The organism is Nonomuraea sp. NPDC004354 (assembly GCF_053602555.1).
The window spans coordinates 172,158-196,245 of the sequence record NZ_JBSGDV010000011.1; the positions used below are offsets into that span (position 1 = coordinate 172,158).

Consider the following 24,088-nt stretch of genomic DNA (forward strand, 5'->3'; position numbering starts at 1 on the left):
TAATCTGAACGTCAACGGATATGTCCGTAACGAGCGCGTAACGAGGAGGTGGGGCGTGCGGTTGCACCTGCTGGCGCTCCTCGCGAAGGAACCCGCCCACGGGTACGAGCTCAAGCAGGCTCTGGAGCAGACGTTCGGCACGGCCTACCCCTCACCCAACATCGGCCAGATATACGTGACGCTCGGCCGCCTGGAGAAGGACGGCCTGGTCAGAGCCGTTGACGTGGAGCAGTCCAACCGGCCGAACAAGAAGGTCTACTACCTGACCGCCAAGGGCCGCGACGTGCTCACCGACTGGGTGGACGAGCCGACGGAGGGCCCGAGGGTGCGCGACGAGTTCTTCATGAAGCTCGTGCTCGCGCCCCTGACCGGCATCGCCGACCGGATGGCGTTGATCAACCGCCAGCGCCGCCACTACCTTGCGCTGATGCGCGATCTCAACGAACTCGCCGAGCGGACCGATCCGGGGAATCAGGTCGCGCTCCTGCTGATCGAGGGCGCCATGCTGCACCTGCAGGCCGACCTCGACTGGCTCGAACGCTGCCAGGAGGACCTGACGTGACCGTGCTCAAGACCGTCAACCTGGTGAAGATCTACCAGAACAACCACGTGCCCGTGCCCGCCGTACGAGGGGTTGACCTGCAGGTCGACGAGGGCGAGTTCGTCGCCATCATGGGTCCTTCGGGCTCCGGCAAGTCGACGCTCGTGCACATGCTCGGCGGGCTCGACTCCCGCACCAGCGGCGAGATCTGGCTGGACGGCAAGCGCGCCGACACCCTCTCGGAGAGCGCCTGGGCGCTGCTGCGGCGGGAGAAGATCGGCTTCGTCTTCCAGTTCTTCAACCTGGTCGCCAGCATGACCGTCGCCGACAACGTCGAGCTGCCCGCCCTGCTGGCGGGGGCCTCGCCGAAGGAGGCGCGCGAGCGCAGGGAGTACCTCCTCGACGCGCTCGGCCTCACCGAGCGGGTCGAGGCCGCCCCTGCCCAGCTGTCGGGTGGCGAGCAGCAGCGGGTGGCGCTGGCCCGCGCCCTGTCCAACAAACCCAGCCTGCTGCTGGCCGACGAGCCCACCGGCAACCTCGACAGCCGCAACACCCGAGACGTGCTGCGCCTGCTCAGCGAGGTGCACCGCGAAGGGCAGACGATCGTCCTGGTCACCCACGACGCCAGGGTGGCCAGCCTGGCCGACAGGGTCGTCTCGCTGCTCGACGGCCAGATCGTCGACGACGGCAAGATCGTCCGCAGGCGGCCCGGCAGGGGCGGCGCCGGAGAGGTCATCGACCTGCGATGAGAGCCGGCCTCCGATGGATCAGGGCCGACCTGCGCGCCAGGCGCGGACAGGCCCTCCTCACCGTGCTGACGATCGCCGGGATCGTGGCCGCGCTGATCACCGCGGCCACGCTGCTCGAGGACGGCACCAACCCGTGGCGCGGCCTGTTCGCCGAGACCAACGGCGCCCACCTGTGGATCCACACCAAGGACCGGCCGCAGGTCGTCGCGCTCAGGCAGATCGACGGGGTGGAGCAGGCGACCGGGCCGTACCGCTCGGCGCCCGTGACCGTGCTCCAGGAGCGCAGGAAGGCCCCGGCCGCGCTGCGCGCCATGCCGGTCGCCGCCCCCGAGGTGGCCAGGCCGGTGGTCGCCGAGGGTGCCTGGCTCGACCGCGCCCAGCCCGACAGCGTGGTCGTCGAGCGTTCCTTCGCCAGGGCGCTCGGGCTGCGCCTGGGCAGCGCGGTCACCGTGACCGCGCTCAGCGGCGCCCGCCACGTGCTGTACGTGCGGGGCATCGCCGACTCGGCCGACCAGGGGTTCTATCCCGAGTGGACGCCCGGCCTGATCTGGGTCCTGCCGGAGAAGCTCGACCGGGTCGAGCCTGAGCTCGGCCGCAGCGAGTGGGTGACGGGCCTGCGCCTCGAGGACCCCGAGGCCACCCAGTTCGTCTCCCAGCGCGTCGTGGTGATGCTGGACGAGGAGGTCCAGCGCGTCTACACCTGGCGCGAGGTGCGCGCCGCCATGGAGCTGGACAACCGGCTGCTCGGCACGCTGCTGGCGCTGTTCGGCATCGTCGGCCTGGTGGCCGCCGTGCTGGCGCTGGCCAACGCGGCCGGCGGGCGCGTGCTGTCGCAGCTGCGCGACCTGGCGACGCTGAAGTCCATGGGCTTCACCAGGGGCCAGGTGGCGGGTCTGCTGCTGGTCGAGCACGGCGCGCTCGGCCTGCTCGGCATCGCGCTGGGCGTGCTGCCCGGCTGGCTGGTGACCTGGCTGGTGCTCGACACGACCTCCGTCGCGCTCGTGCCGCTGCTGGCCATCACCGCGGGCACCGCGCTGGTCGTGCTGGTGGCCGTCGGCGTGCCCGCCTGGCGCGGCAGCCGTACGCCGCCCCTGCCCGCCGCGCCCGCGGCGCCGCCCCGTGGCCGCCTGTCGCGCCTGGCCAGGCTGGCCCTCCTGGTACGGCTGCCGCCCGCGCTCGTGCTGGGCGCCCGCGACGCCTTCTCCAGGCGGGTGCCCGCCTTCCTGACGGCGTTCGGCCTGGCCGTGCCGATGATGATGATCACCATCGGGCTCGGCGTCTGGGCCACGCTCGACGGCTTCCTCGCCCACCCCGAGCAGGTCGGCCAGCACGCCCGGCTCCTGGTGCGCCCGGACAAGCTGACCCCCGAGCAGGCCAAGGCCCTGTCCGAGCGGGATCCGGCCGTCCTGCAGGTATATCCGGGGGCCGAGGTCGACGCGCTGGTGCCCGGCGAGGCCCGCTCGATCAGGGTGCGCGCGATCGGCGGTTCGGCCTCGCCGTACCCCTTCCCGGTGGTCGAGGGACGCATGTACGCCGACAGGGGTGAGGCGGTCGCCGGACAGGGCCTGCTCGACCTGCTGCGGGTGAAGATCGGCGACCGGGTGTGGCTGTCGGTCGGCGGCACCCCGCTGATCGTGCGGATCGTCGGCAGGACCGTGGAGCCCGACCTCGACGGCCAGGTGCTCTCGCTCGGCGTGGACAGCCTCGCGGCCAAGGACGTGGTGCCGCCGGAGTTCTGGGGCCTGGCGCTGAAACCGGGCGCCGACCCCGCCGAGGTGCGCGACCGGCTCCTGGCGGCCTCGGGCGAGGGGCTGGAGATCCAGCGCGTGGTCAACCCCGCCGAACGCCTGGCGGTCATCCGCGTCGTCATCGTCGCGCTCGTCGCCGTGCTCGCGCTGATCGGCCTGGCCAACCTGTTGACGGCCAGCGCGCTCGGGCTGCGCGACCACGCCTACGACCTCGCGGTGCTGAAGGCGATGGGGCTCACCCCGCGCCAGGTCATGGCCACGCTGGTCATGGGCACGGGGGTGCTGGTGGTGCTCGGCGTCGTCGCCGGCACCGCGGCGGGCTCGTTCGTCGTGCAGGGCCTGATCGACCTGCAGGGCCACACCAGCGGCGTCGGGGCGGGCATCGCCCGTCCGCCCTCGCCCCTCGTGCTGGCCGTGGCGGTGCTGGTTGCCATCGGGGCGGCGCTGGCCGTCGCCCTCATCCCCGCCCGCAGGGCCGCCCGCGCGCAGGTGCCGATCACCGCCAGGTAACCGCAGGGGTGCCTGTCGCCGTTGACAGGCACCCGCGAGAGCGCGCCCCGGAGGGGCGCGCTCAGCCGGCCTTGAGCGCGAACCAGTAGAAGCCGTGCCCCGGCAGGGTCAGCATGTACGGCGACTCGCCGATCCTGGGGAAGCGGACGCCGCCCCTGGCCTCGACGGGCACCATGCCCTCGAAGCGCCGCAGGTCGAGCTCGACGGGCTGCGGGAACTTCGACAGGTTGTTCACGCACAGCATCAGGTCGTCGCCCTCCTCACGCACGAACGTGAGGACGGCCGGGTTCGACGACCACATCTCGGTGTAGGCGCCGGTGCCGAAGACCGGGTGCTGGCGGCGGATGTGCAGCATCTTCCTGGTGAAGTGCAGCAGCGAGGCCTCGGTCTTCTGCTGCGCCTCCACGTTGACCGCCTGGAAGCCGAAGATCGGGTCCATGACCGCGGGCAGGTAGAGCCGGCCGGGGTCGGCCGTCGAGAAGCCCGCGTTTCGGTCGGGGCTCCACTGCATCGGCGTGCGGACCGAGTCGCGGTCCTCCAGCCAGATGTTGTCGCCCATGCCGATCTCGTCGCCGTAGTACATCACCGGCGAGCCGGGCAGGCTCAGAAGCAGCGCCGTGAACAGCTCGATCAGGTCGCGGTTGTTGTCGAGCAGCGGGGCCAGACGCCGCCTGATGCCCAGGTAGGCCCGCATGCGCGGGTCCTTGGCGTACTCGGCGTGCATGTAGTCGCGCTCTTCCTCGGTCACCGTCTCGAGCGTCAGCTCGTCGTGGTTGCGGAGGAAGATGCCCCACTGGGCGTTATCGGGAAGCTTGGGGGTGCGCGACATGATCTCCGAGATCGGCTCGCGCGTCTCCTTCTTCACCGCCATGTAGATGCGCGGCATCAGCGGGAAGTGGAAGGCCATGTGGCACTCGTCGCCGCCCGTCGTCGGGTCGCCGAAGTACTCGACCACGTCCTCGGGCCAGCCGTTCGCCTCGGCCAGCAGCACCCTGTCGGGGTAGAGGCGGTCCACCTCCGCGCGCACCTTCCTCAGGTACGCGTGGGTCTCGGGCAGCCCGCTGCAGCTGGTGCCCTCCCTCTCGAACAGGTACGGCACGGCGTCCAGCCGGAACCCGTCGATGCCCAGGTCCAGCCAGAACCGCAGGACCTCCAGCATCGCCTCCTGGACGGCCGGGTTGTCGTAGTTGAGGTCGGGCTGGTGGTGGAAGAAGCGGTGCCAGTAGTACTGCTTGCGCACCGGGTCGTAGGTCCAGTTGGACTCCTCCGCGCCGATGAAGATGATCGGCGCGTCGGGGTAACCGGTCGGCTCGTCCGCCCACACGTAGAAGTCGCCGTAGGGCCCCTCGGGGTCGTGGCGCGAGGCCTGGAACCAGGGGTGCTGGTCGCTGGTGTGGTTCATCACCAGGTCGGTGATGATGCGGATCCCGCGCGCGTGCGCCGACTCGATGAGCTGGACGAAGTCTCCGAGATCACCGAAGTCCGGGAGGATCTTCCCGTAGTCGGAGATGTCGTAGCCGCCATCGCGCAGCGGCGACTCGTACAGCGGCAACAGCCACAGGCAGTCGACGCCGAGCCACTGGAGGTAGTCGAGTTTCTCGATGAGACCGCGCAGGTCTCCGGTCCCGTCGCCGTTGGAGTCCTTGAACCCCCGGACGAGCACCTCGTAGAACACCGCCCGCTTGTACCAGCGTGGATCGGCCGAGACGAAGGCCTCGGAGACCGATGGGTTGTTCATATGACGCTCACAGAAGGAGATGTGGGCAGGACGAAGTCACCGGTTTCCCCGGCGTGTTGTGTGGTGACCGCGTCGCATGGAGTCGTCATCCCTGCGATCTCCATGCCCGGCCGAGACCAGATTTGTGATCTGATGCCCCGGTTCTTGCGACGCTCTCGGGCCGAACACTACCAGCCCCATGGCCCTCCGGAACCCGCTTCTTTGTAGCGGTCGTAATACCCACGAGATCCGTATGTAACCGCTCTGTAACCCTGCGTTCTCCCGGGGGATGCCCGCAGGTCAGAAGGGTGGCGTCAGCTCGGCGAGGTCGCTCTCGTAGTCCGTCAGCCAGGCGCCGAAGAGCACCAGGCCACGCACCCAGAACCGGTCGTTCCACCCGGTGAACCGGGTCAGCGCGTCCGGCCCCGAGGCGATCACCTCGTGCAGCGTGTCCGAAAACAGGCTCGGCACCTTTTCGGTCACCTTCACCAGCATCCGGTGCGAGTAGTCGCGGGCCGGGGCCGCGGTCGAGCGCAGCGGCACCCGCTGGAGCGGCTGCTTGACCACGTTCGTCGACGGCAGCGCGGCCACCCTCGGGTTGGCCGCGTGCAGCAGCTCCCGGTAGAAGCGGCCCTTGTCCTTGCGGGCCACCCCGACCGACAGGGCCGCGTCGAAGAAGTCGGGGTGGATGAACGGCGCCGCGAAGCCGGCCTCAGGGCCGACCAGGTTGACCGCCGAGCGGGCGATGCCGCGCACGGTACGGGTGTGCAGCACCGACAGCGGCAGCTCGGCCCGGTGCCCGTGGAGCATCGAGGTGGCGGCGGCGAACTGCTCACGCACGACGTCGCCGATCCACGCCTCTGCCGCGGGCGACAGGAAGGGCACCGAGGGCGCGCCGAGCGACAGCGAGCCGAGCACGGCCGCCGAGCGCTCGGCCTGCGTCCTGGCCTCCAGCGCCGCGCCGCTGACCATGAAGTTCTTCAGCAGCGGGCCGCCGGCCAGGCCGTCGACGAGCACGCGGCCCGCGCCGTGCACCTGCTTGGCGAAGGGTGCGTACCAGGCGTGGTGCGGGGTCATGAACTCCAGCCGCCGCGCCACCTCGAGCGCGTCGCGCGGATAGGCGGCGGCCTCCTGGGTGATGACGCGGTGCCGTACCCCCAGCTCGCGGGTGATGGCGCGGGCGAAGGCGATGTCGGTGTCGGTGCCGTCGTCGGGGCTGGTCGTCCACGACTCCACGTCGGCGCCGCGCGCCACCGCGACCGAGCACAGCAGCCGCGAGTCGTAGCCGCCGCTGACCGGCACCAGCAGCGGGCGCCCCTCGTAGTCGTCGTAGACCCCGTGCAGGATCTCCAGCAGCTCACCGGCGCCGCGCCAGGCCTCGTACGGCTCCTGCCGCAGCCAGCGCGGCAGCCGCCGCTCGGTCGAGAGCCTGCCGTGGGCGTGGACCAGCGCGCTGGAGCCCGGCAGGCGGCTGATCCCCCGGTACGGCGTGGCGTCGCCGAGCGGGAACGTCACCTGGATGATCGACGCCCACGCCGCCCAGTCGATGTCGACGGGCACCAGCTCCAGCAGCGGCTTCAGCAGCGAGGAGAAGTAGACCGCCTCGCCCACGCGCACGTAGTAGACGTCGACCAGGCCGAGCGCCCCCGCGTGCAGCACCGTGCGGGCGCCGTCGCCGATCAGGCCGGGCGTCTCGTAGGTCTCGGCGACCGTGATCCAGTCGGCGGGCGCCGCGGGCCTGCGCTCGCCCCACGCGAACGCGAACGTGCCGTCGGCGCGGTGGTAGGGCGGCAGCGGCTGGGAGCTGTAGAGCGCCGCCTCGGCCGTCTGGAGGGCGGGCCTGACCTTGGGCCCCGACCCCGCGAGCTTGTCGAGCAGGCCCGCATCGAGCCGGCCGAGGGCGCCGCACACGTACGGCCTCACATTGAACGCCGGCCACTGCACGCGATCTCACTCCTCAACGCCGATTCCAAGCGAAAGAGTATCCTTTGCCGGGCCGAGAGACGGAGGGCCTGTGACTACTGAGCTGGAGAGCACGCGACGCGCGCTGCGTGACGCCATCGCCGAGGCGGAGCGCGCGGCGGAGCTGGCCAGGCTGCTGGACGCCGCCCAGGCCAGGCTCGCCGCGGCCGAGCGGGCCACCGAGGAGCTCAAGACGATGGGCGAGCGCCTCGCCGAGGCCGAGAGCGAGCTGGAGCGCGAGCGCGCCGCGGCCGAGAAGCTGCGCAAGGAGCTGGCCGAGCAGCGCTACCAGGCCGAGGTCGCCCAGTGGAAGCTGTCCTCCATCAAGGTCGCCCGGTGGAACCGCATCGGTGACGCGATCAAGACGGGCAAGCGCAACCCGGTCCGCCTCGCCAAGGGGCTGAAGGGCGCGACCAGGCCGGTCAAGCGTCCCGTGGCGCCCAAGCGCAAGCCTCTGGCCGTCAGCGCGCCGAAGGACGAGCGTCCCGGAGCCGCCTTCCAGGCCACCAGCACCACCAGGACGGTCGAGGGCACCTCGGTGCGGCTCAAGCCGTTCCGGATCCCGACGGGCCCCAACACGCGCCCGCACCTGACCGCCGCCGTGATCGCCGACCCGCACGCCGAGGCGCTGCTGCGCTACGAGTGGCGGCAGACCACGGGCTTCACGCCCCGCGACTTCGCCCGCGTCCTGGCGGCCGAGGTGCCGCACCTGCTGGTCGTCGAGTCGGTCACGGAGGGGCCGTGGGCCGAGGAGGTCACCGGCGAGCCGGGTGAAGGGCTGCGCGAGCTGCTGGCCTGGTGCGCCGAGCGCGGCATCCGCACCGTCTTCTGGCACACGCAGGGCACCGTCGCCGACTACGCCGCCGCCGCCGAGCTGTTCGACCACCGTTTCACGACCGACCTGGCCGCCGGCTGGCCCCGCCTGCCGTTCGCGGTCCAGCCGCGCGTCCACAACCCGCTGCCGCTGTCCGGCGGGCGCTACGGCCGGGTGCTCACCCTCGACCAGCTGCTGCCCGACCATCTCGGCTACCCCGACGTGCTCACCTCCTACCGCTGGCCCATCGCCGTCGACTGCCCGCCCGGCACGCCGCAGTGGCGGCTGGCGGAGCTGGCCGCCTGCGGCACCTCCATCGGCCCTGAGGGCGACTCCAGGCGCGCGCACGCGGCGCTGCGCAGGGCCTACGCCATGGGCACCATGAGCGAGCGCGTCGACGAGCTGCTGGAGGCCGTCGGGCTGCCGAGCGCCCGCGCGACGCTCAACGTCTCGGTCATCCTCCCGGTCCTCGACCCGGCGCTGCTGGAGCACGGCCTCGCCCAGGTCGCCAAGCAGTCGGGCGTCACCCAGGTGATCGTCTTCGGGCCCGCCGGCGGGGCGGAACGGGCGCGGGAGGTGCTGGCGCCGCGCGAGGTCGTCTACCGCGAGCCCGACCCCGTCTCCAGCACGGGAGCCCTGCTGAACAGAGGGCTCGACCTGTGCGAGGCCGACCTGGTCGCGATCATGGACCCGCGCGACGTCTACGGCTCGCACTACCTGGACGACCTCAGCCGCGCCTTCCTGTTCACCACCGCCGACATCGTGGGCAAGGCCTGCTTCTACGCCCACCTGCGCACCGCGCACGCCACGCTGCTGAAGCAGCCGGAGGCGGAGTACACCTACACCCCCGAGGTCGCAGGGGCGACGCTGCTGGCCAGACGGCACGCGTTGCGGGCGGTCGGGTTCGCCGACCTCACCGAGGGGTGGGACGAGGTGCTCATGCGGCAGTGCCGTACGGACGGGGTCAAGGTGTTCTCCGCCGACAGGTTCGGCTACGTGCGGGTGCGCGACGAGGACCGGTGGCTGCTGGGCGCCGCCCACCTGGTCGAGTACGGCTCCGCCGAACCCCACGCGCTCATCTGACCGCACCCCGCGCCGCGCCGGGGCGCCCGCCGCTCCCCGGCCGCGGGCGGGGGTCTACGCTCGGCTCGTGAGACCGAGACGGCTGGCCGAGGTTCTCGGCGCCGCGCCGGCTCCCGAGGGGAGCTGGGCGGAGGAGGGCGTCTACCTGTCCACCGCCGCGCTGCGCCGCGGCATCCCGGCCGAGCGGCTGGCCGCCGACGTCAGCTCCCTTCCCGGCGTGCGGTCGGTGACGGTCTCCGGCAGGGGGTTCCTGCGCATCACCGTCGACGACCCGGGGGAGGTGCTCGACGAGCCCTTCGCGCGGATCCCGGTCGAGGACGCGTGGCCCGACCTCCCGCGCACCTGGGACAACCCGGGCTTCGTCGTGCGATACGCCCACGCGCGGGCCGCGGCGGTCATCAGGTGGGCCGCCGACCTGGGCGTGCCCGGCACCGGCCGCGACCCGCGGGCGCTGACCGATCCGCGTGACCGGGCGGTGCTCAGGCTGCTGGCCGAGATCCCCGGGCGCGAGGCGAGCCGCGATCCCGGGTGGCAGTCCTACCTTCCCCGGCTCGCCCTCGCCTACCACGACGCCCACGAGCACGCGCCCGCCGTACCACGGGGGGACGGAAGCCCGGAGCCTGTGCACACGGCGCGCGTCCGGCTGGCGGCGGCCGTCTGGACCGTGCTCCCCGGACCAGAGCGAATCTGAAAATATCCGGCCATTGCACGATTTAGGGCAAAAGTTTCCTCTCCATCCCGCGATCTCGTCTCGATCCGTGGTCGGACGTCCCATCAGCTGCACCACGTCCGATAGCCTCGATCGGGTGAGTCGATTCGCCCATCCAGCCGGGGACAGACACGCTGAGATGCTGCCCCACGAGCGCCCGCCGCTGGCGCCCGCCGACCTCAACCGGATCAACCCCTCGATCTGGCCGCGAACGTCGACGCGAACGGATGGCGCGCTCACGATCGGCGGCGTCGACGTGCGCGACCTCGCCCAGCGGTACGGCACGCCGCTCTACGTCATCGACGAGGACGACGTCCGCTCCCGGATGCGCGAGTACGCCACCGCCTTCGCCGGCTCCGACGTCCACTACGCCGGCAAGGCGTTCCTGTGCAAGGAGATCGTGCGCTGGCTGATGGACGAGGACCTGGGCCTCGACGTGGCCAGCGGCGGCGAGCTGGCCGTGGCGCTCAGCGTCGGCTTCCCGCCCTCGCGCATCACGCTCCACGGCAACAACAAGTCGGTCGCCGAGCTGTCGCGCGCTCTCGAGGTCGGCGTCGGCCACATCGTCGTCGACTCCTTCGAGGAGATCGCCCGCCTGGGCTACCTCGCCGAGGAGAGGGGCGTGCGGCCCCGGGTGATGGTCCGCGTGACCACCGGCGTCGAGGCGCACACCCACGAGTTCATCGCCACCGCGCACGACGACCAGAAGTTCGGCCTGTCGCTCAGCTCGGGCGCCGCGGCCGAGGCCGTCCGGCGCATCCTGGCCCTGCCGCAGCTCGAACTCGTCGGCCTGCACTCCCACATCGGATCGCAGATCGTCGACACCGCCGGCTTCGAGGTGGCCGCCAGCCGGCTGGCCGGCCTGCTGGTGCAGATCAAGGACGAGCACGGCGTCGTGCTGCCCGAGCTCGACCTCGGCGGCGGCTACGGCATCGCCTACGTCGACGAGGACGAAGCCCCCGACATCAAGGTGATCGCCGACGCCCTGCGCGAGATCGTCGCCAAGGTCTGCACGGGCGCCGGGCTGCCCGTGCCGCGCCTGACGGTCGAGCCGGGCCGGGCCATCGTCGGCCCCGGCGGGGTCACCCTCTACGAGGTCGGCACGGTCAAGGACGTCGAGGGCCTGCGCACCTACGTCAGCGTCGACGGCGGCATGAGCGACAACGCCCGCACCGCCCTCTACGGCGCCGAGTACACCACCGTCCTCGCCTCCCGCGCCTCCGCCGCGGCCCCCATGCTGTCGCGCGTGGTCGGCAAGCACTGCGAGAGCGGCGACATCGTGGTCCGCGACCACTACCTGCCCGCCGACCTCGTGCCCGGCGACCTGATCGCCGTGGCCGCGACCGGCGCCTACTGCAGGTCGCTGGCCAGCAACTACAACTACCTGCCCAAGCCCGCCGTCGTGGCCGTCTCCGGCGGCCAGGCGCGCGTCATCGTGCAGGGCGAGACCGAGGATGACCTGTTGAGGGGACAGCTATGAGTGGCAAACCGCTGAAAGTCGCGCTCCTGGGGTGCGGCGTCGTCGGGTCCCAGGTCATCAGGCTCATGGAGGAGCAGGCCGACGACCTGGCCGCGCGCATCGGCGCCCCGCTGGAGCTGGCGGGCGTCGCGGTCAGGAAGCCCGGCCGCAAGCGCGACGTCCACTTCGACCCGGCCCTGCTGACCAGCGATGCGGAGGGCCTGGTCACCCGCGACGACGTCGACATCGTCATCGAGGTGATCGGCGGCATCGAACCGGCCCGCTCGCTCATCCTGGCCGCCATGGCCAGCGGCAAGGCGGTGGTCACCGCCAACAAGGCCCTGCTCGCCGAGGACGGCGCCACCATCCACGCGGGCGGCGGCGACCTCTACTACGAGGCCAGCGTCGCCGGCGCCATCCCGCTGCTGCGCCCGCTGCGCGAGTCGCTGGCCGGCGACCACGTCAAACGGGTGCTCGGCATCGTCAACGGCACCACCAACTACATCCTCGACAAGATGGACTCCACCGGCGCCTCGTTCACCGACGCGCTCGAAGAGGCCCAGGCCCTCGGGTACGCCGAGGCCGACCCCACCGCCGACGTCGAGGGCTTCGACGCCGCGGCCAAGGCCGCCATCCTCGCGGGTCTCGCCTTCCACAGCCGCGTCACCGCCGCCGACGTGCACCGCGAGGGCATCACCGAGATCACCGCGACCGACGTGGCCAGCGCCAAGGCCATGGGCTACGTCATCAAGCTGCTGGCCATCTGCTCCCGCTCCGACGACGGCCGCTCGATCGGGGTCCGCGTCCACCCGGCGATGATCCCCAGGTCGCACCCGCTGGCCGGGGTCCGCGAGGCCTACAACGCGGTCTTCGTCGAGGCCGAGTCGGCCGGGCAGCTCATGTTCTACGGCAAGGGCGCGGGCGGCGCCCCGACCGCGTCCGCGGTGCTCGGCGACCTGGTCGCGGTGGCCCGCAACCGGATCGCGGGCACCAGGGGTCCCAGCGAGTCGATCTACGCGTCGCTGGCCGTCCACCCGATGGGCGAGACCGTCACCCGCTGCCACGTGTCCCTGGACGTCGCCGACAAGCCGGGCGTCCTGGCGCAGGTGGCGACGCTGTTCGCCAAGCACGACGTGTCCATCCAGACGGTCCGCCAGGAGGGCCACGGCGACGACGCCCAGCTCGTCATCGTCACGCACCGGGCGACGGACGCGGCGCTGTCGGCGACGATGGAGGGGCTGCGCAACCTCGACATCGTGCGGGCGATCGCCGGCGTGATGCGGGTCGAGGGCGACGACTGACCCGGCAGGCACGGGGATTTCTTGTGGGATTTCTTGCGGGATTTGGTGCGGGGCCGGTGACCGGCCCTGTGGAAATGGCGGATCGCTGATCTGATTCGCCGGGCGAAGAGATGCTCGATGGGCGATTCTTGAAGAGCGCCCATCGAGAGATCGTGACGACCATGGTCATGCCGTCGGTGATGCAGGCACCCAGGTCGCCCGGGGCGCGGTCGTGCACGGATATCCCTTTTCCGCCGAGAGGCGCGCCACGCTCTCGGTTCCCCACCGAAGGAGATCCCCTTGTCGTGCTCGCCGCCTTTTGGTGAAGAGGGTGGAGAAACAAGCCGTTTCTCCGCCTATGTGGATGCAGTCGAGCGAAGGATCGACAGAGACCTCCTCGAGGAGGCTCTGCGGCAGAACGAATCGGCGGCCGAGTCCGCCGAAGTGTCGGACCGTGGCGATGGCTGAGGCGTCGCGACCCGGCGCGGCGTACCGGGACGACCCGGCGCCCTAGCGACACACCCGAAACCGCGACGACCCGGCCTGCCGTACCCGGGAGGAACGGCAGGCCGGCGCCATGCCCGGAGGGGCACAGGGGCGTCAGGCGCGCGGCCGGCGTTGAGGGTCGCCACCCGACGCGGCGCGCCGACCGTCACCCGCGGAAGACACCGTGCACCCGTCATGGCATCATACGGAACTAAGAGTTCCGAAACTCATGGTTCCGTTAGGAGCGAGCATGGACGTCTCTGTCACCTCCCCGCACCGCACGGTCGTTCTCGCCGGCCGGATCATCGCCTTCCTCGGCGTGTTCCACATGGCCGTCACCGTCGCCTTGAACATCCGGTACCTGCCCACCTGGTTCTCGGGCGGGCTGTGGTTCCCCGCCAACGGCCTGGGCGAGCTCCCTCCCGCACTGGGCGGCTTCTGGCTCACGATCGGGTCCTTCGCCCTGCCGCTGTTCGCGCTGGGCCTGCTGATCGACTGGGCCGGTCGGCGCGGCGCGACTCCTCCGGCGTTCGTGGCATGGTTGCTCGGCGTGTGGGGCACGATCGGAGCGCTCACCTTCGAGCCGTCGCCGTTCATCGCCGTCTGGGTGCCCGCCGTGATGCTGCTCGTCGCGGCCGGGAAGCGCCGGTGAGCGCGGCTCCCGCAGCCGACCGGCGGCGCGGGCAGGCCGGAGGGCCGGGCGCGGACCAGGGGCCGCGGTGACCGGGAAAGGAACGCCAGTGGAACGGCAGGGCACGCGGGCCGCGCAGGCAACGCGGACAGGACGGCCGAGAGACAGCAGGGTCGACGCGGCCGTCCTGGTCGCGACCAGGGACGTGCTCGCCGAGACCGGCTACGCCCGCCTCACCGTCGACGCGGTCGCCGTACGGGCGGGAGTCGGCAAGGCCGCCATCTACCGCCGCTACGCCACCAAGCAGGAAATGGTCTTCGCCGCCACCGTCCATTCCATGGCCCTGGAGATCCCGCCCGACACGGGCTCCTTCGTCACCGACCTGGTCGCGCTCGTCGACGACGTCCTCGCCACGCTGGGCAACCCGGTCGCCCTGGTCACGGTTCCCGGGCTGCTGGCCGACGTCGTCGCCGACACCGACCTGACGGCCAGGTTCCAGCGGACGTTCATGGAACGGCAGCGCGACTGCGTCACGGCCGTCCTGGACCGCGCGGTCCAGCGGGGTGAGCTCGCGGAGCGGCCCGAGCTGGACGTGGTCCACGCCCTGCTGGTCGGTCCCGTGTTCGCCTGGCTGTTCCTGATCCGCCGCCAGGAGCGGGATGTCTTCGCCCGGGAACTGGCCGCCCGGCTGGCCGCCGCGCTGACCCGCACAGGCGGGCCGCTCCCCGCCTGAGAGGCGGCCTTCCCCACGCTGACCGCACGGGCGGGCCGCTCCCGGCAGGGCGGCCTCCCCACGCTGGCCCGCACGGGGCCGCTTCCCGGCTGAGGTGAGCGTCCTCTGGCACGCCGGCCCGCACGGGGCCGCTCACCTGCGAAGGGGAGCGGCCTCCCCCGCGCAGGGGAGGGGCGCCGGGCCCGCACGGAGCAGGCTGGTGGCCATGACAGAGAGTGTGAGCGTGGCCGCCACGGCACGGGGCCGGACGCGGGGCCGGACACGGTGGGCGGCGTCGGCGGCGGCGGTGTGGTCGGTGGCGTTCGCGGCGGCGGGCGCCTACTGGGCGGTGGGGGGCGCCGGCTTCCCGTTCGGCGCGGGCGATCCGCGAGCCGAGCAGGTGGGCTCGCTGTTCGCGGCGGCGGAGCCGGGGCCGGTGGGCGCGGCCATGGCGGTGCTCGGACTGCTCGGCGCCGTGGTCGCGGTGGGGATGGCCCGCGCCACCCCGGCCAGGGGGCCGCTCGTCTTCGCGTGGGCGATGAGCGGCGCGCTGCTCGTCGCCGTGCCCGACATCAGGGTGATCCAGAACTTCGCCTACCTGTTCATGGGATACACCGGCCTGTGGGACGGGCCCCTGCTGTTCATGGTGTTCTGCATCGCGGGCGGAGCCCTCTGGGCGGCGGCGGCCTGGGTCCACCAGGGCGGCGGCACGCGGGAGCCGGTCCGATGGGGCAGGCCGGTGACCTACGCGGCCGCGCTGCTGGCCCTGCCGTACGCGATCTCGCGCATCTCGTGGGCGGCGGGCATCCCGCTCGGGATACCGGCGGAGGACATCGCGGCGGGGAACGCCGATGGCGGGTGGATCTCCGAGACGGTGCTCGGCGGCCTGTGCGTCGCGGGCGCCGTCCTCACGATCGGTCTGGTGCGGCGCTGGGGTGAGGTCTTTCCCCGATGGATCCCGTTCCTGCGCGGCAGGCGGGTGCCGGTCTGGTTCGCGGTCGTGCCGGGGCTGGCCGCGTCGGTCATGCTGGTCCAGGCGGGCGCGCGGCTGTACCTGGCGATGCTCACCGGGGACATCACCATCACCGCCGAGCGCTGGGGCACGTTCCTGCCCGGCCTGGCGTGGCTGCCCTGGGGGCTGGCCCTGGCCGCCGCCACCTACGCCTACTACCTGCGCCGGCGGGCCTGAGCACCACCCGCCTGCGCCGGCGGGCCTGAGCACCACCCGCGCCGGCGGACCTGAGCACCGGCCCGCCTTCCCCGGCCTGGTCAGCGGGCGAAGGTACCCAGCTTTCCCGACCGGTTCAGCGGCCGGGGAAGGTCAGGCTCCGGACCCGCCGGACCGCGCGGTTGAGGACGGTGCGGTTCCGCTCCCGGGCGAGCCTGACGGCCTCCCGCCGCCAGTGCTCGGCCTTCTCCTTCCACCTGGCGGTGTCCCTGCGCCCCTTGGCCGCCTCCCTGCGCAGCTGGGCGACCTCGGCGCGCAGCGCGGCCGCCCGCTCGCGCAACCTGGCCAGCTCCTTCTCCCGCTGCCGCGCCAGGCGCTCGTGCTCGGGCAGCGGGCGCCTGCGCGGCGGGTAGACGCGCGGCCGGCGCGTGAAGCCGAACTCGGCGCCGTCCACCCACTCGACGCCGAACACCTCGTCCAGCACGTCGTCGAGGATCTCGCCGGGGCGGATGACGAGCGCCGCGCGCGACAGCGCCGCCGTCCGCTCCAGCCGCGCCGCCACCACCCCGTCGGGCCGCTCGCCGAGCGCGACGCACAGGACGCCGCCGTCGCTGTCCTCGAGGTGCGCGACCAGCCGCTCCACCGTGTCGTGTCCCGGCATCCAGCCCGGCGGGCACAGCAGCCGGAACGGCGCCACGCCGGAAGGCGGGCCGTCCAGCCGTACCCGGGGGTCGTGGGTGAACTGCGCGTGCAGCAGCCGCAGGTCGAGCAGCGGATCGGCGAGCGGGGAACGGCGCGCGTCGGTCAGCCACTCCCACGGCCCGGTGACCGTGACCCTGACGTCGGGCAGCGACCCGGCCAGCAGGCCGTCCACCGTGGCGCGGACGTCCTCGTAGGAGCCCGCCTCGACCACCGCGTCCACGTACGGCACCAGCCACTGCCGCCCCTGATCGCCCCGCAGATAACGCCGGTACGGCACGCGGTCGGCGACGAACGGGTCGTTGTAGCGCTTCAGCTCGGCGAACGAGCGCATGGCCGTCGGCAGCCCGAGATGCCAGGCGCGCGCCTCGGGATCCGGCACGAAGACCGCGCCGGCCTGCGTCAGCCGGTAGCCGAGCTCGGTGTCCTCGGCGAGCTTGAGCGAGACGTCCATGCCGCCGCACGCGCGCAGCAGCCACGCCGGATACGACGCGGTCGCGCCCACGTGCACTCGCGACACCAGCGAGCTGGGCGCGGATCTGAGCCCGTCGTGCGCGGCGATGATCTCCTCCGCCCAGTCGTGCCGGTGCGGGGACATCGGGAACAGGTCCTTCGCCCCGGCGGCCACCTCGGCCGGGGTGGGCGGCGACTCGGGCTGGGTGAAGTCGATCCAGCCGAGGACCACCAGGTAGGGGGCCAGGTGGTGCCACCGCATCTGGGCCTCGACGTGGTCGGGGTGCGGCACCATGTCGGCGTCGAGCACCAGCACGACGTCACCGGTGGCCGCCTCCAGGCCCGTCTGGACCGCCGCGGCCCGGCCCCAGCTGTCCCGCACCCGCTCGACCCGCACGCGGGCAGGACGCGGCGGGTCACCGGGCTGGGAGACGTGGCGCGGCGGGTCTCCAGGGCCGGCCGCCTGGAGCGGCGGGTTGCTGCCGTCGTCCACCACGACGACGTCGAGCAGGTGGGCGGGGTAGGTCTGCGTCGACAGGGCGGCCAGCGTGAGGTCGAGCGTCTCCTGGCAGTCGTGGGCGGGGATCACCACGGTCACCGTCATGGTCGGCTCCCAGGTGCCGAGCTCGGGCGGGCTGAGCACCCCGAAGTCGTTGCGCCTGATCCTCATGGCGCCAGCTCCATCAGCGCGCTCGGCCGGAAGCCCCGCCACTGCCGCCGGTTGCGCCGCAGGAACGTGCCGATCGGCTCCTGCCAGGTGTGGTCGGCGGCCGGTCCCCTGCGCAGGACGTAGCCGAGGCCGTGGGTGCGGTAGATCTGCCCGCCCGCCGCCTGCAGCGCCTCCTGGAACTGGGTGTCGACCGAACGGCGCAGCGGCCGGAACCCGCCGACCGCCTGGAACGCCGACCGCTCGACCAGGATGGTGCCGCCCGCCACGAAGCTGGTGATCTGCTCGGTGACCTGGCTGCGGTGCACGGTCACGTCGATCGAGGTCAGGTAGACGAACTCGGGCACGGTGCCGACGACCTGCGCGCCGGAGTAGGAGTGCGCCAGCAGCAGGTCGGACAGGAAGTCGGGCCCGTACCAGTCGTCGTCGTCCATCTTCAGCAGGAACGATCCGGAGGCGCGGGCCGCCGCGTCGTTGAGCACCTCGCCGAACACCGACTCGGTCTCGAAGACGGTGATCGGCCGGTCGAAGCGCTTGACGGCGTCCACGACGTCGGCGTGCGAGGCCGGGAACCCGTGCAGGGCCAGGATCACCTCGAGCTGCACGTCACGCTGCCTGGCCACCTGCTCCAGCGCGAAGCCGACCATGGCAGGCCGGCGTGTCGCCAGCAGCACCGAGGTCAGCGGGGGAGCGGGAGCCGGCGCGCCGAGCTGCTCCCAGCGGGCGGCCACGCCGTGGGTGCGCAGCGCCTCGCGGCGCAGCCTGACGCTGTGCTCCTCGCGCCGCAGGTCGTCGGCCAGGTCGACGGGTGAGGTGACGAGGCGGGCGAGCGGTTCGCCGAGCGCGCCGGCCCAGCGCGGCACCTCCTGGGCGACCAGCGGCACTCCCGCCGCGGCCAGCCCGGCCAGCACCCGCACGGCCGCCAGCGGCCCGCTGTGCGCGTGGTGCCAGTCGATCGTCACGCCGCGCACCTGCCGCAGCCTGGCCACGTCGGCGTCGGTCACGCCACCGGAGTCGGCGAACGTCACCACGGGCCTGCCGTCCAGCACGACCGACCACCGGCCGCCCGACTCGGCCAGCATCGCCGTCCCCCGCGACGGCGTGGTGACGAAGCCCATGGGGTTCACCAGGCGCTCGTCGACCGGGGGGATCATCGAGGGCTCGGCGAGGACGGCGGCCAGACCGGTGCCGCCAGGCCGGCCGATGCGCTCCCAGCTGGTCGCCCCGGCCGTCGGCCGGTCCACCGGCGGCTCGTCCTCCGTCCACTCCACCTCGGTCTCGACCGTACGCAGGACGATGTCGCCGCCCGGCGCGCCGACGCGTTCCGGCACGGGACCGGTCAGGTCGGCGGGAGTCGCGTTCGGGTCGCCCGGACGCCAGTCCGCCGCGCCGACGCCCGCGATGGCCGCGGCCGGCGCGGCGATCACGTCGAGCCGGTGCCCGGCGAAGGCGCGGGCGGTCGCGGTGACCGTACGGCCGGCCGGGGTGGGCGCGGAGAACCGCGCGTCGACCACCCACACCCGGTCCTTCGGCCGGTGGACGCGCAGCTCGGCCAGTGACCGCCAACGATGGGCGGGGGTGGGCGTGGGCACCGGGGCCGGGTGCGCGGCAGGGGTGTCGGCGACCGCGACGACGACCCGCTCGGCTTCCGGCAGCACCTTGTGCAGCGTGGCGATCCTGCGCAGGTCGGCGGGCGTGCCGGCGAGCACCAGCACCTCGGCGACCCGTTCGGCGGCCGGGGGCGGCTCGACCAGCTCGTGGTCGAGGTCGGTGCCCTCGACGTCTACGTCGAGCCCCGCGTGGAAGACGCGGACGTCCGGGGTGCGGGCCAGGGCCTCGGCCACCAGGTCGGCGATCATATGACGCGCCTCAGGAACGTCGACAGGCCGCCCCGGCGCGGCGGCGCCACCGTGGCGGGGGTGTCGAGCTGCCGCTTCAGCCTGCTCACCTCGGCCTGCAGCGCCTTGATCTCGTCCTTGCGCCGGGCGGCCAGCGCCCGCCACTTGGCCGGATCGCCCGCGAGCGGCTCGGCCTCCTCCGCGGTGGTGACGCCGTACTCGGCCGCGCCGACCCACAGCGACCCGAACATCTCGTCCACCAGCGCGTCGAGGTCCCCGCCGATCCTGCGCGCCCTGGCGAAGGCGGCCGTGCGCTCCAGACGCGCGGCGACCACCCCCTCGGCCGCCTCGGCCAGCGCCACGCTGACCAGCCCCTCCTCGCGGGCGACGAGCCGGGCGACGGTGTCGGCGCCCAGCACCCACCCGCGCGGCACGGTCAGCAGGTACGGCGTCGGCGCCACGCCGACCGGCGCGGCCGCGGCGAAGTCGACGCGCGGCTCGTGCTCGTACAGGTTGCGCAGCAGCCGCAGGTCGAGGTGCGGGTCGTCGAGGCTCGACCGCCGCCCGCCGGTCAGCAGCGACCAGGGACCCACCAGGGTGACCGCCACGTCGGGCACCGAGCCGGCCAGCGCCGAGTCCACCGTGGCGCGGGTCTCCTCGTAGCCGCCCGCCTCGACCACGACCCGCACGTACGGCACCAGCCACTGCCGGCGCGGGTGGCCGCGCAGCCAGCGCAGGTCGGGGATGTGGTCGCCGAGGAAGGACCAGTTGTGCCGGTGGACCTCCTGCTGCCTGCGCATCACCGTCGACTCCCCGACGTGCAGGCTGCGCGCCTCCCCGTCGGGGATGAAGACCGCGCCCGCCTGCGCGAGCCGGTAGCCGAGCTCGGTGTCCTCGGCCATGTTCAGGCGCGGGTCGACGCCGCCCGCGTCGGCGAGCAGGCGTGCCGGGACCGATGTCGTCGCGCCGGTGTGCAGCAGGTAGGCACTGGCGCCCGCGTCCTTGAGCCGCCGGGTCTCGGCCAGCATCTTCGCCGTGTACGGCTGCGCCGCCCCGTCGGCGAAGCCGGTGCCGAACACGATGTCGCCGATCACCACCGCGTGGTCGATCAGGTGGTGCCACCGCATGTGCGCCTCGATGTGGTCGGGCGCCAGGATCATGTCGGCGTCGAGCCAGTGGATCACCTCGCCCGTCGCGGCCCGCGCCCCGGTGTTCCTCGCGTTGCCGCGGCCCCAGCCGTCCTCGACCCTGACGACCCTGACGGCCAGGGGGCCGGTGGGCCGCGCGCGCAGGGGCGGGTCGCTGCCGTCGTCCACGACGACCACGTCGAGCAGGTGCGCCGGGTAGGTCTGCGCCGTCAGCGTGGCCAGCGTCCGGTCGAGCTCGTCCTGGCAGTCGTAGGCGGGGATCACCACCGTGACGGACAGCTCAGGCGTCCACGCCCCGATCACCGCGGGGCTGAGCACACCGTAGTCGTTGTGGCGGATCCTCATACGCTTTCCCTGCGTAGCTCTCTGAGCTCCGCTCTGAGCAGGGCCACCTCCTCGGCGTGGGCCATCGCGTTGACGCGGTCCTCGCCGAGGGAGGCGAGGATGGCGCTGAGGCCCTCGGTGCGCCCGCGCGCGACCTCCTCCACGGCGGCCGTGAGCGCGTCGATGCGGGTCTCGATCCGCTTGAGTCCCGCGCCGGTCTGCGCGAGGCCCGTCTCGATCTTCTTGACGCGCAGGTCGATGCGGTGCGCCTTGCCGTCGAGGCGGCGTACGGCCAGCATCAGGAAGGCCGGCACGCCCAGGGACAGGAGGACGGCGGTCGCGGCGAGGGCGGCGGTGAAGGACAGGACGCCCGTGTACACCGTTATCGCCAGCGCGCCGAGCACCAGAGCTCCGAGGATTGCGGTCGCGGCCAGCCGGCGGGGCGAGAGCATCCGCGCATACCTTTCCATGTTTGAACGCCAACCTGGGAAAAGTCTGGATATTTACACCATAGTCAAGGCTGGTCACTACCGTGCCACAAGTTTCTGGAGGATCCCTGGGAACCTTGGGCTCCACGTGCCCGTTGGGCATGCCCCCTCGGCCGCGCTTGTCAGAGCGGCGTAAAGTGGGCGGGCTCGACGATGAAGGCAGGAGGAGTCCCCCCATGACCGCCACCCCCTTCGTGGGCACGCAAGGGGCTGCCGGCTACCTGCGCACCCCGGCGAAAGGGATCGCGACGCTCCGATGGGAGAGCGCGCGGTGGACCGTCGAGGGGGCGCCGCTACCCGAACTCGACACGCTCAGGCCGCTGGCGGGGCTGTCGATCGAGTGGCCGGCGGCCGAGGAGATCGGGCCGGCCGAACGGCGGGCGGCCGGCGACGGGCTGCTCGCCCTCGCCTGCGCGGGCGTGCCGCTGACCGCCGAGCCTTCCGCGCCGGTCCCGTCCTGGGTGCCCGCCGAGCTGGGCGGGCTGCTCGCCGACCGGGCATGGCTCGCCGTACGGCGGGAGCCGGGGCCGCGTTGCGTCGCCGACCTGCGCCGCGAGGAGCACAGCGTGCGGCTGCGCAGGCTCGCGCCCAAGCCCGCGCTCGCGCCCACGGTCAGCGTCGTGATGTCGAGCATGCGGCCGCACCTGCTCGGCTCCGCGCTCGACCAGATCGCCCGGCAGCGCCACGTCCAGGTGGAGGTCCTGCTCGGCCTGCACGGCATCGAGGACCATCCGCTGGCCCGCAGGGCCGTCGAGACCTGCGCGGCGCCGATCCGCGTGGTGTCGGCGGAGGCGGGCGTGCCGTTCGGCGCGCTGCTGAACCGCGCTGCCGCGCACGCCTCCGGCGAATTCATCGCCAAATGGGATGACGACGACTGGTACGGCCCCGAGCATCTTTCCGATCTTCTGCTCGCCAAGCGCGCGTCCGGCGCCGACATCGTCGGCACGGCCGCCGAATTCTTCTACCTCGAGCCGCTCAGGACGACGATTCGTCGGACCTCCTACAAGAGCGAGGTGTGGAGCGACTTCGTCGCCGGCGGCACGATCCTGCTCGGCAGGGACGCCTTCCCCGGTTTCGAGCCGCTGACGCGCGGCGTCGACGCGGCGCTGCTGAAGTCGCGGCACGCCGAGGGCGCGCGGATCTACCGCGCCCACGGCCTCGGCTACGTGCTGCGCCGCTCGCTCAGCGAGGGTCACACCTGGCAGCTACCGCTGGCGCACTTCCTCAACGTCGCCCACAACCAGTGGCGCGGCTTCCGGCCCAGTCTGCTCCTGGAAACCACATGATCCCTCCCCGGGTGCGGGGCAACGACTACCGCACGCTCGACGTGCCCGCGCTCGGCTCGTGGACCCCCACCATGAGCGTCAGCGTGGTCATCCCCGCCTACGGCGACCAGGACAAGCTCGATCTGGTCGTCGAGGCGCTCGGCAGGCAGAGCTACCCGCGTGACCTGACCGAGGTCATCGTGGTCGACAACGGCAGCGAGCCCGCCCTGCGCGTCCCGTCGTGGGTCAAGCTCGTCGTCTGCGAGCGGCCGGGCCGGGCCTGCGCGCGCAACGCCGGGCTCGAGGTGGCCTCGGGCGAGGTCGTCCACTGGCTCGACTCCGACGTGGTGCTCACGCCGCGCGCCATCGAGGCCCACATGCGCTGGCACCACGCCGCGCCGTACCTGGTGGTCACCGGCTACATCCGCTTCACCTCCGCGCCCGTGCCCGCGCAGCTGCCCGACGACCTGGAGAAGAGCTTCGAGCCGGCCGAGCCGCACCAGTGGATCGTCGACCTGGTCGAGCGGACCGACGGTCTCACCGCCAATCCCACGCGTCCCTTCAGCCTGCACGTGGGTGGCGCCACCTCCGTCAACGCGCGCCTGATCGCCGCCGCGGGGCCCATGGACGAGGAGCTCATCCTCGGCCAGGACACCGAGATGGGCTACCGGCTGGCCCAGGCGGGCGCGGTGTTCGTGCCGGAGCCGCTGGCCCGCGCCTACCACCTCGGTCCCACGATGCGCATGCGTGACAAGGCGCCCATCGACCGGGTCAGCCACGCCACCGTCGCCGACCGCATCCCCGCCTACCGGTGGCTGCGCTCGCACCCCGGCCGCCAGTGGAAGGTGCCCTTCGTCGAGGCCGTCGTCCACGCCGCCGGTTCCAGCTACGAGGACGTGCGGGCGACCGTGGACGCGCTGCTGGCGGGCACCGTCCCCGACGTGCGGGTGGCGCTGGTCGGACCGTGGGACACGCTCGAGCGTGACAGGCGGGCACCGCTCAGGGACCCCTGCCTCGACCTGGTGCTGGTGCGGGGGCACTACGCCTACGAGGGCAGGGTGCGCCTGGTGACCGGCGACGCGGTCGACCCGGCCGTGCCGTACGTGCTGAGAGTGCCGGCCGGGTGGGTGCCGGGCCCCGACTCCCTCGCCCGCCTGATCGAGCTGGCCACGACGGAGGGGCAGGGGCTGGTCGACGTGCTGCTGTCGGAGTCGGCCGCCGGCGTCGTCACCGCCAGGTTCGAACGCGCGGCCGCCTTCGCCAGGGCCGCGATCGTGGCCGGGCCGGAGGAGGACCTCGACGACGCGGTGGACACGGTGTCCGGGGTGCGCTGGGTGGCGGGGGAGACGTACGGGTTCGCCCGGCAGGGCCGCGAGATCCCCGGGCGCGGCAGCGTGTACCGGGCCAGGCTCGACGCGCAGGCGGAGGTCGCGAAGCTGCGCGCCGACGTGGAGCGGCTGCGGGGACAGGTCGAGCGGTGGCGCGAGGAGTCGGGCAAGTGGCGCAGGAACGCGGTGGAGCTGCGGCGCGAGGTCGGCACGCTGCGCCGCCAGCTCGCCGCCGCGGGGCGGATGCAGCGCGGACTGCGCGCCGCGCTCGCCACCTCGCTGCGCCGCGCCCTGCGCAAGAAGGACTGA

18 protein-coding genes are annotated in these 24,088 nt (G+C 72.8%); 12 read left to right on the forward strand and 6 right to left on the reverse strand.

What is annotated here, in order from left to right:
- Window positions 1-55: 55 nt before the first annotated feature.
- From ACWENQ_RS27830 to ACWENQ_RS27840, 3 genes are read left to right on the forward strand one after another with little or no spacing between them, the layout of a single operon-like run.
- Window positions 56-562 carry a PadR family transcriptional regulator gene (locus tag ACWENQ_RS27830; protein WP_354917144.1) on the forward strand — a complete coding sequence of 169 codons (507 nt, stop codon included), beginning with the start codon at window positions 56-58 and terminating at the stop codon, window positions 560-562.
- A complete protein-coding gene (locus ACWENQ_RS27835; protein ID WP_449926712.1) occupies window positions 559-1,290 on the forward strand; it encodes an ABC transporter ATP-binding protein in 732 nt (243 codons plus the stop codon). The genes ACWENQ_RS27830 and ACWENQ_RS27835 overlap by 4 nt, the downstream gene beginning before the upstream one ends.
- Window positions 1,287-3,548: an FtsX-like permease family protein gene (locus ACWENQ_RS27840; RefSeq protein WP_452416902.1), complete on the forward strand. Its 2,262-nt coding sequence runs from the start codon at window positions 1,287-1,289 to the stop codon at window positions 3,546-3,548. The genes ACWENQ_RS27835 and ACWENQ_RS27840 overlap by 4 nt, the downstream gene beginning before the upstream one ends.
- Before the next feature lie 61 nt (window positions 3,549-3,609).
- On the opposite strand, the gene treS is transcribed toward ACWENQ_RS27840, so the two are convergent.
- Together treS and ACWENQ_RS27850 are read right to left on the reverse strand one after the other, a co-directional pair.
- On the reverse strand, window positions 3,610-5,286 hold the full coding sequence (gene treS, locus ACWENQ_RS27845) for a maltose alpha-D-glucosyltransferase (RefSeq protein WP_354917152.1): 1,677 nt from the start codon (window positions 5,284-5,286) through the stop codon (window positions 3,610-3,612).
- A 279-nt stretch (window positions 5,287-5,565) separates the two neighbouring features.
- Complete coding sequence (locus ACWENQ_RS27850) at window positions 5,566-7,209, reverse strand: asparagine synthetase B family protein (RefSeq protein ID WP_452416903.1); 1,644 nt, start codon at window positions 7,207-7,209, stop codon at window positions 5,566-5,568.
- Window positions 7,210-7,279: 70 nt separating this feature from the next.
- On the opposite strand from ACWENQ_RS27850, the gene ACWENQ_RS27855 reads away from it, so the two are divergent.
- The 7 genes from ACWENQ_RS27855 (at window position 7,280) to ACWENQ_RS27885 (ending at window position 15,590) form a co-directional block, all read left to right on the forward strand.
- The gene (locus ACWENQ_RS27855; RefSeq protein WP_452416904.1) at window positions 7,280-9,124 is read left to right on the forward strand and encodes a hypothetical protein; all 1,845 of its coding nucleotides are present in this window, start codon (window positions 7,280-7,282) and stop codon (window positions 9,122-9,124) included.
- Window positions 9,125-9,191: 67 nt separating this feature from the next.
- On the forward strand, window positions 9,192-9,815 hold the full coding sequence (locus tag ACWENQ_RS27860) for an anticodon-binding protein (RefSeq protein WP_449926701.1): 624 nt from the start codon (window positions 9,192-9,194) through the stop codon (window positions 9,813-9,815).
- Between the two features lie 115 nt (window positions 9,816-9,930).
- On the forward strand, window positions 9,931-11,313 hold the full coding sequence (gene lysA / locus ACWENQ_RS27865; protein WP_452416905.1) for a diaminopimelate decarboxylase: 1,383 nt from the start codon (window positions 9,931-9,933) through the stop codon (window positions 11,311-11,313).
- A complete protein-coding gene (locus tag ACWENQ_RS27870; RefSeq protein WP_449926695.1) occupies window positions 11,310-12,593 on the forward strand; it encodes a homoserine dehydrogenase in 1,284 nt (427 codons plus the stop codon). The genes lysA and ACWENQ_RS27870 overlap by 4 nt, the downstream gene beginning before the upstream one ends.
- 715 nt (window positions 12,594-13,308) lie before the next feature.
- Window positions 13,309-13,710 (forward strand): DUF6463 family protein, encoded by a 402-nt coding sequence (locus ACWENQ_RS27875; RefSeq protein ID WP_452416907.1) that lies wholly within the window; start codon window positions 13,309-13,311, stop codon window positions 13,708-13,710.
- An 88-nt stretch (window positions 13,711-13,798) separates the two neighbouring features.
- Window positions 13,799-14,422, forward strand: a complete 624-nt coding sequence (locus ACWENQ_RS27880) for a TetR/AcrR family transcriptional regulator (RefSeq protein ID WP_354917173.1) — start codon at window positions 13,799-13,801, stop codon at window positions 14,420-14,422.
- Between the two features lie 205 nt (window positions 14,423-14,627).
- A complete protein-coding gene (locus ACWENQ_RS27885) occupies window positions 14,628-15,590 on the forward strand; it encodes a hypothetical protein (RefSeq protein ID WP_452416908.1) in 963 nt (320 codons plus the stop codon).
- 115 nt (window positions 15,591-15,705) lie between these two features.
- On the opposite strand, the gene ACWENQ_RS27890 is transcribed toward ACWENQ_RS27885, so the two are convergent.
- Genes ACWENQ_RS27890 through ACWENQ_RS27905 form a run of 4 tightly spaced genes read right to left on the reverse strand, consistent with a single transcriptional unit; the run spans window position 15,706 to window position 21,150 of the window.
- Window positions 15,706-17,391: a glycosyltransferase gene (locus ACWENQ_RS27890; RefSeq protein ID WP_452416909.1), complete on the reverse strand. Its 1,686-nt coding sequence runs from the start codon at window positions 17,389-17,391 to the stop codon at window positions 15,706-15,708.
- Window positions 17,388-19,247 carry a glycosyltransferase gene (locus ACWENQ_RS27895; protein WP_452416910.1) on the reverse strand — a complete coding sequence of 620 codons (1,860 nt, stop codon included), beginning with the start codon at window positions 19,245-19,247 and terminating at the stop codon, window positions 17,388-17,390. Before ACWENQ_RS27895 ends, ACWENQ_RS27890 begins: the two co-directional genes overlap by 4 nt.
- On the reverse strand, window positions 19,244-20,719 hold the full coding sequence (locus ACWENQ_RS27900; protein WP_452416912.1) for a glycosyltransferase: 1,476 nt from the start codon (window positions 20,717-20,719) through the stop codon (window positions 19,244-19,246). Before ACWENQ_RS27900 ends, ACWENQ_RS27895 begins: the two co-directional genes overlap by 4 nt.
- The gene (locus ACWENQ_RS27905) at window positions 20,716-21,150 is read right to left on the reverse strand and encodes a hypothetical protein (RefSeq protein WP_449926674.1); all 435 of its coding nucleotides are present in this window, start codon (window positions 21,148-21,150) and stop codon (window positions 20,716-20,718) included. The genes ACWENQ_RS27900 and ACWENQ_RS27905 overlap by 4 nt, the downstream gene beginning before the upstream one ends.
- A 212-nt stretch (window positions 21,151-21,362) precedes the next feature.
- On the opposite strand from ACWENQ_RS27905, the gene ACWENQ_RS27910 reads away from it, so the two are divergent.
- A complete protein-coding gene (locus tag ACWENQ_RS27910; protein WP_452416914.1) occupies window positions 21,363-22,472 on the forward strand; it encodes a glycosyltransferase family 2 protein in 1,110 nt (369 codons plus the stop codon).
- Window positions 22,469-24,088, forward strand: coding sequence for a glycosyltransferase (locus ACWENQ_RS27915; RefSeq protein WP_449926668.1), 1,620 nt, complete (start codon window positions 22,469-22,471; stop codon window positions 24,086-24,088). The genes ACWENQ_RS27910 and ACWENQ_RS27915 overlap by 4 nt, the downstream gene beginning before the upstream one ends.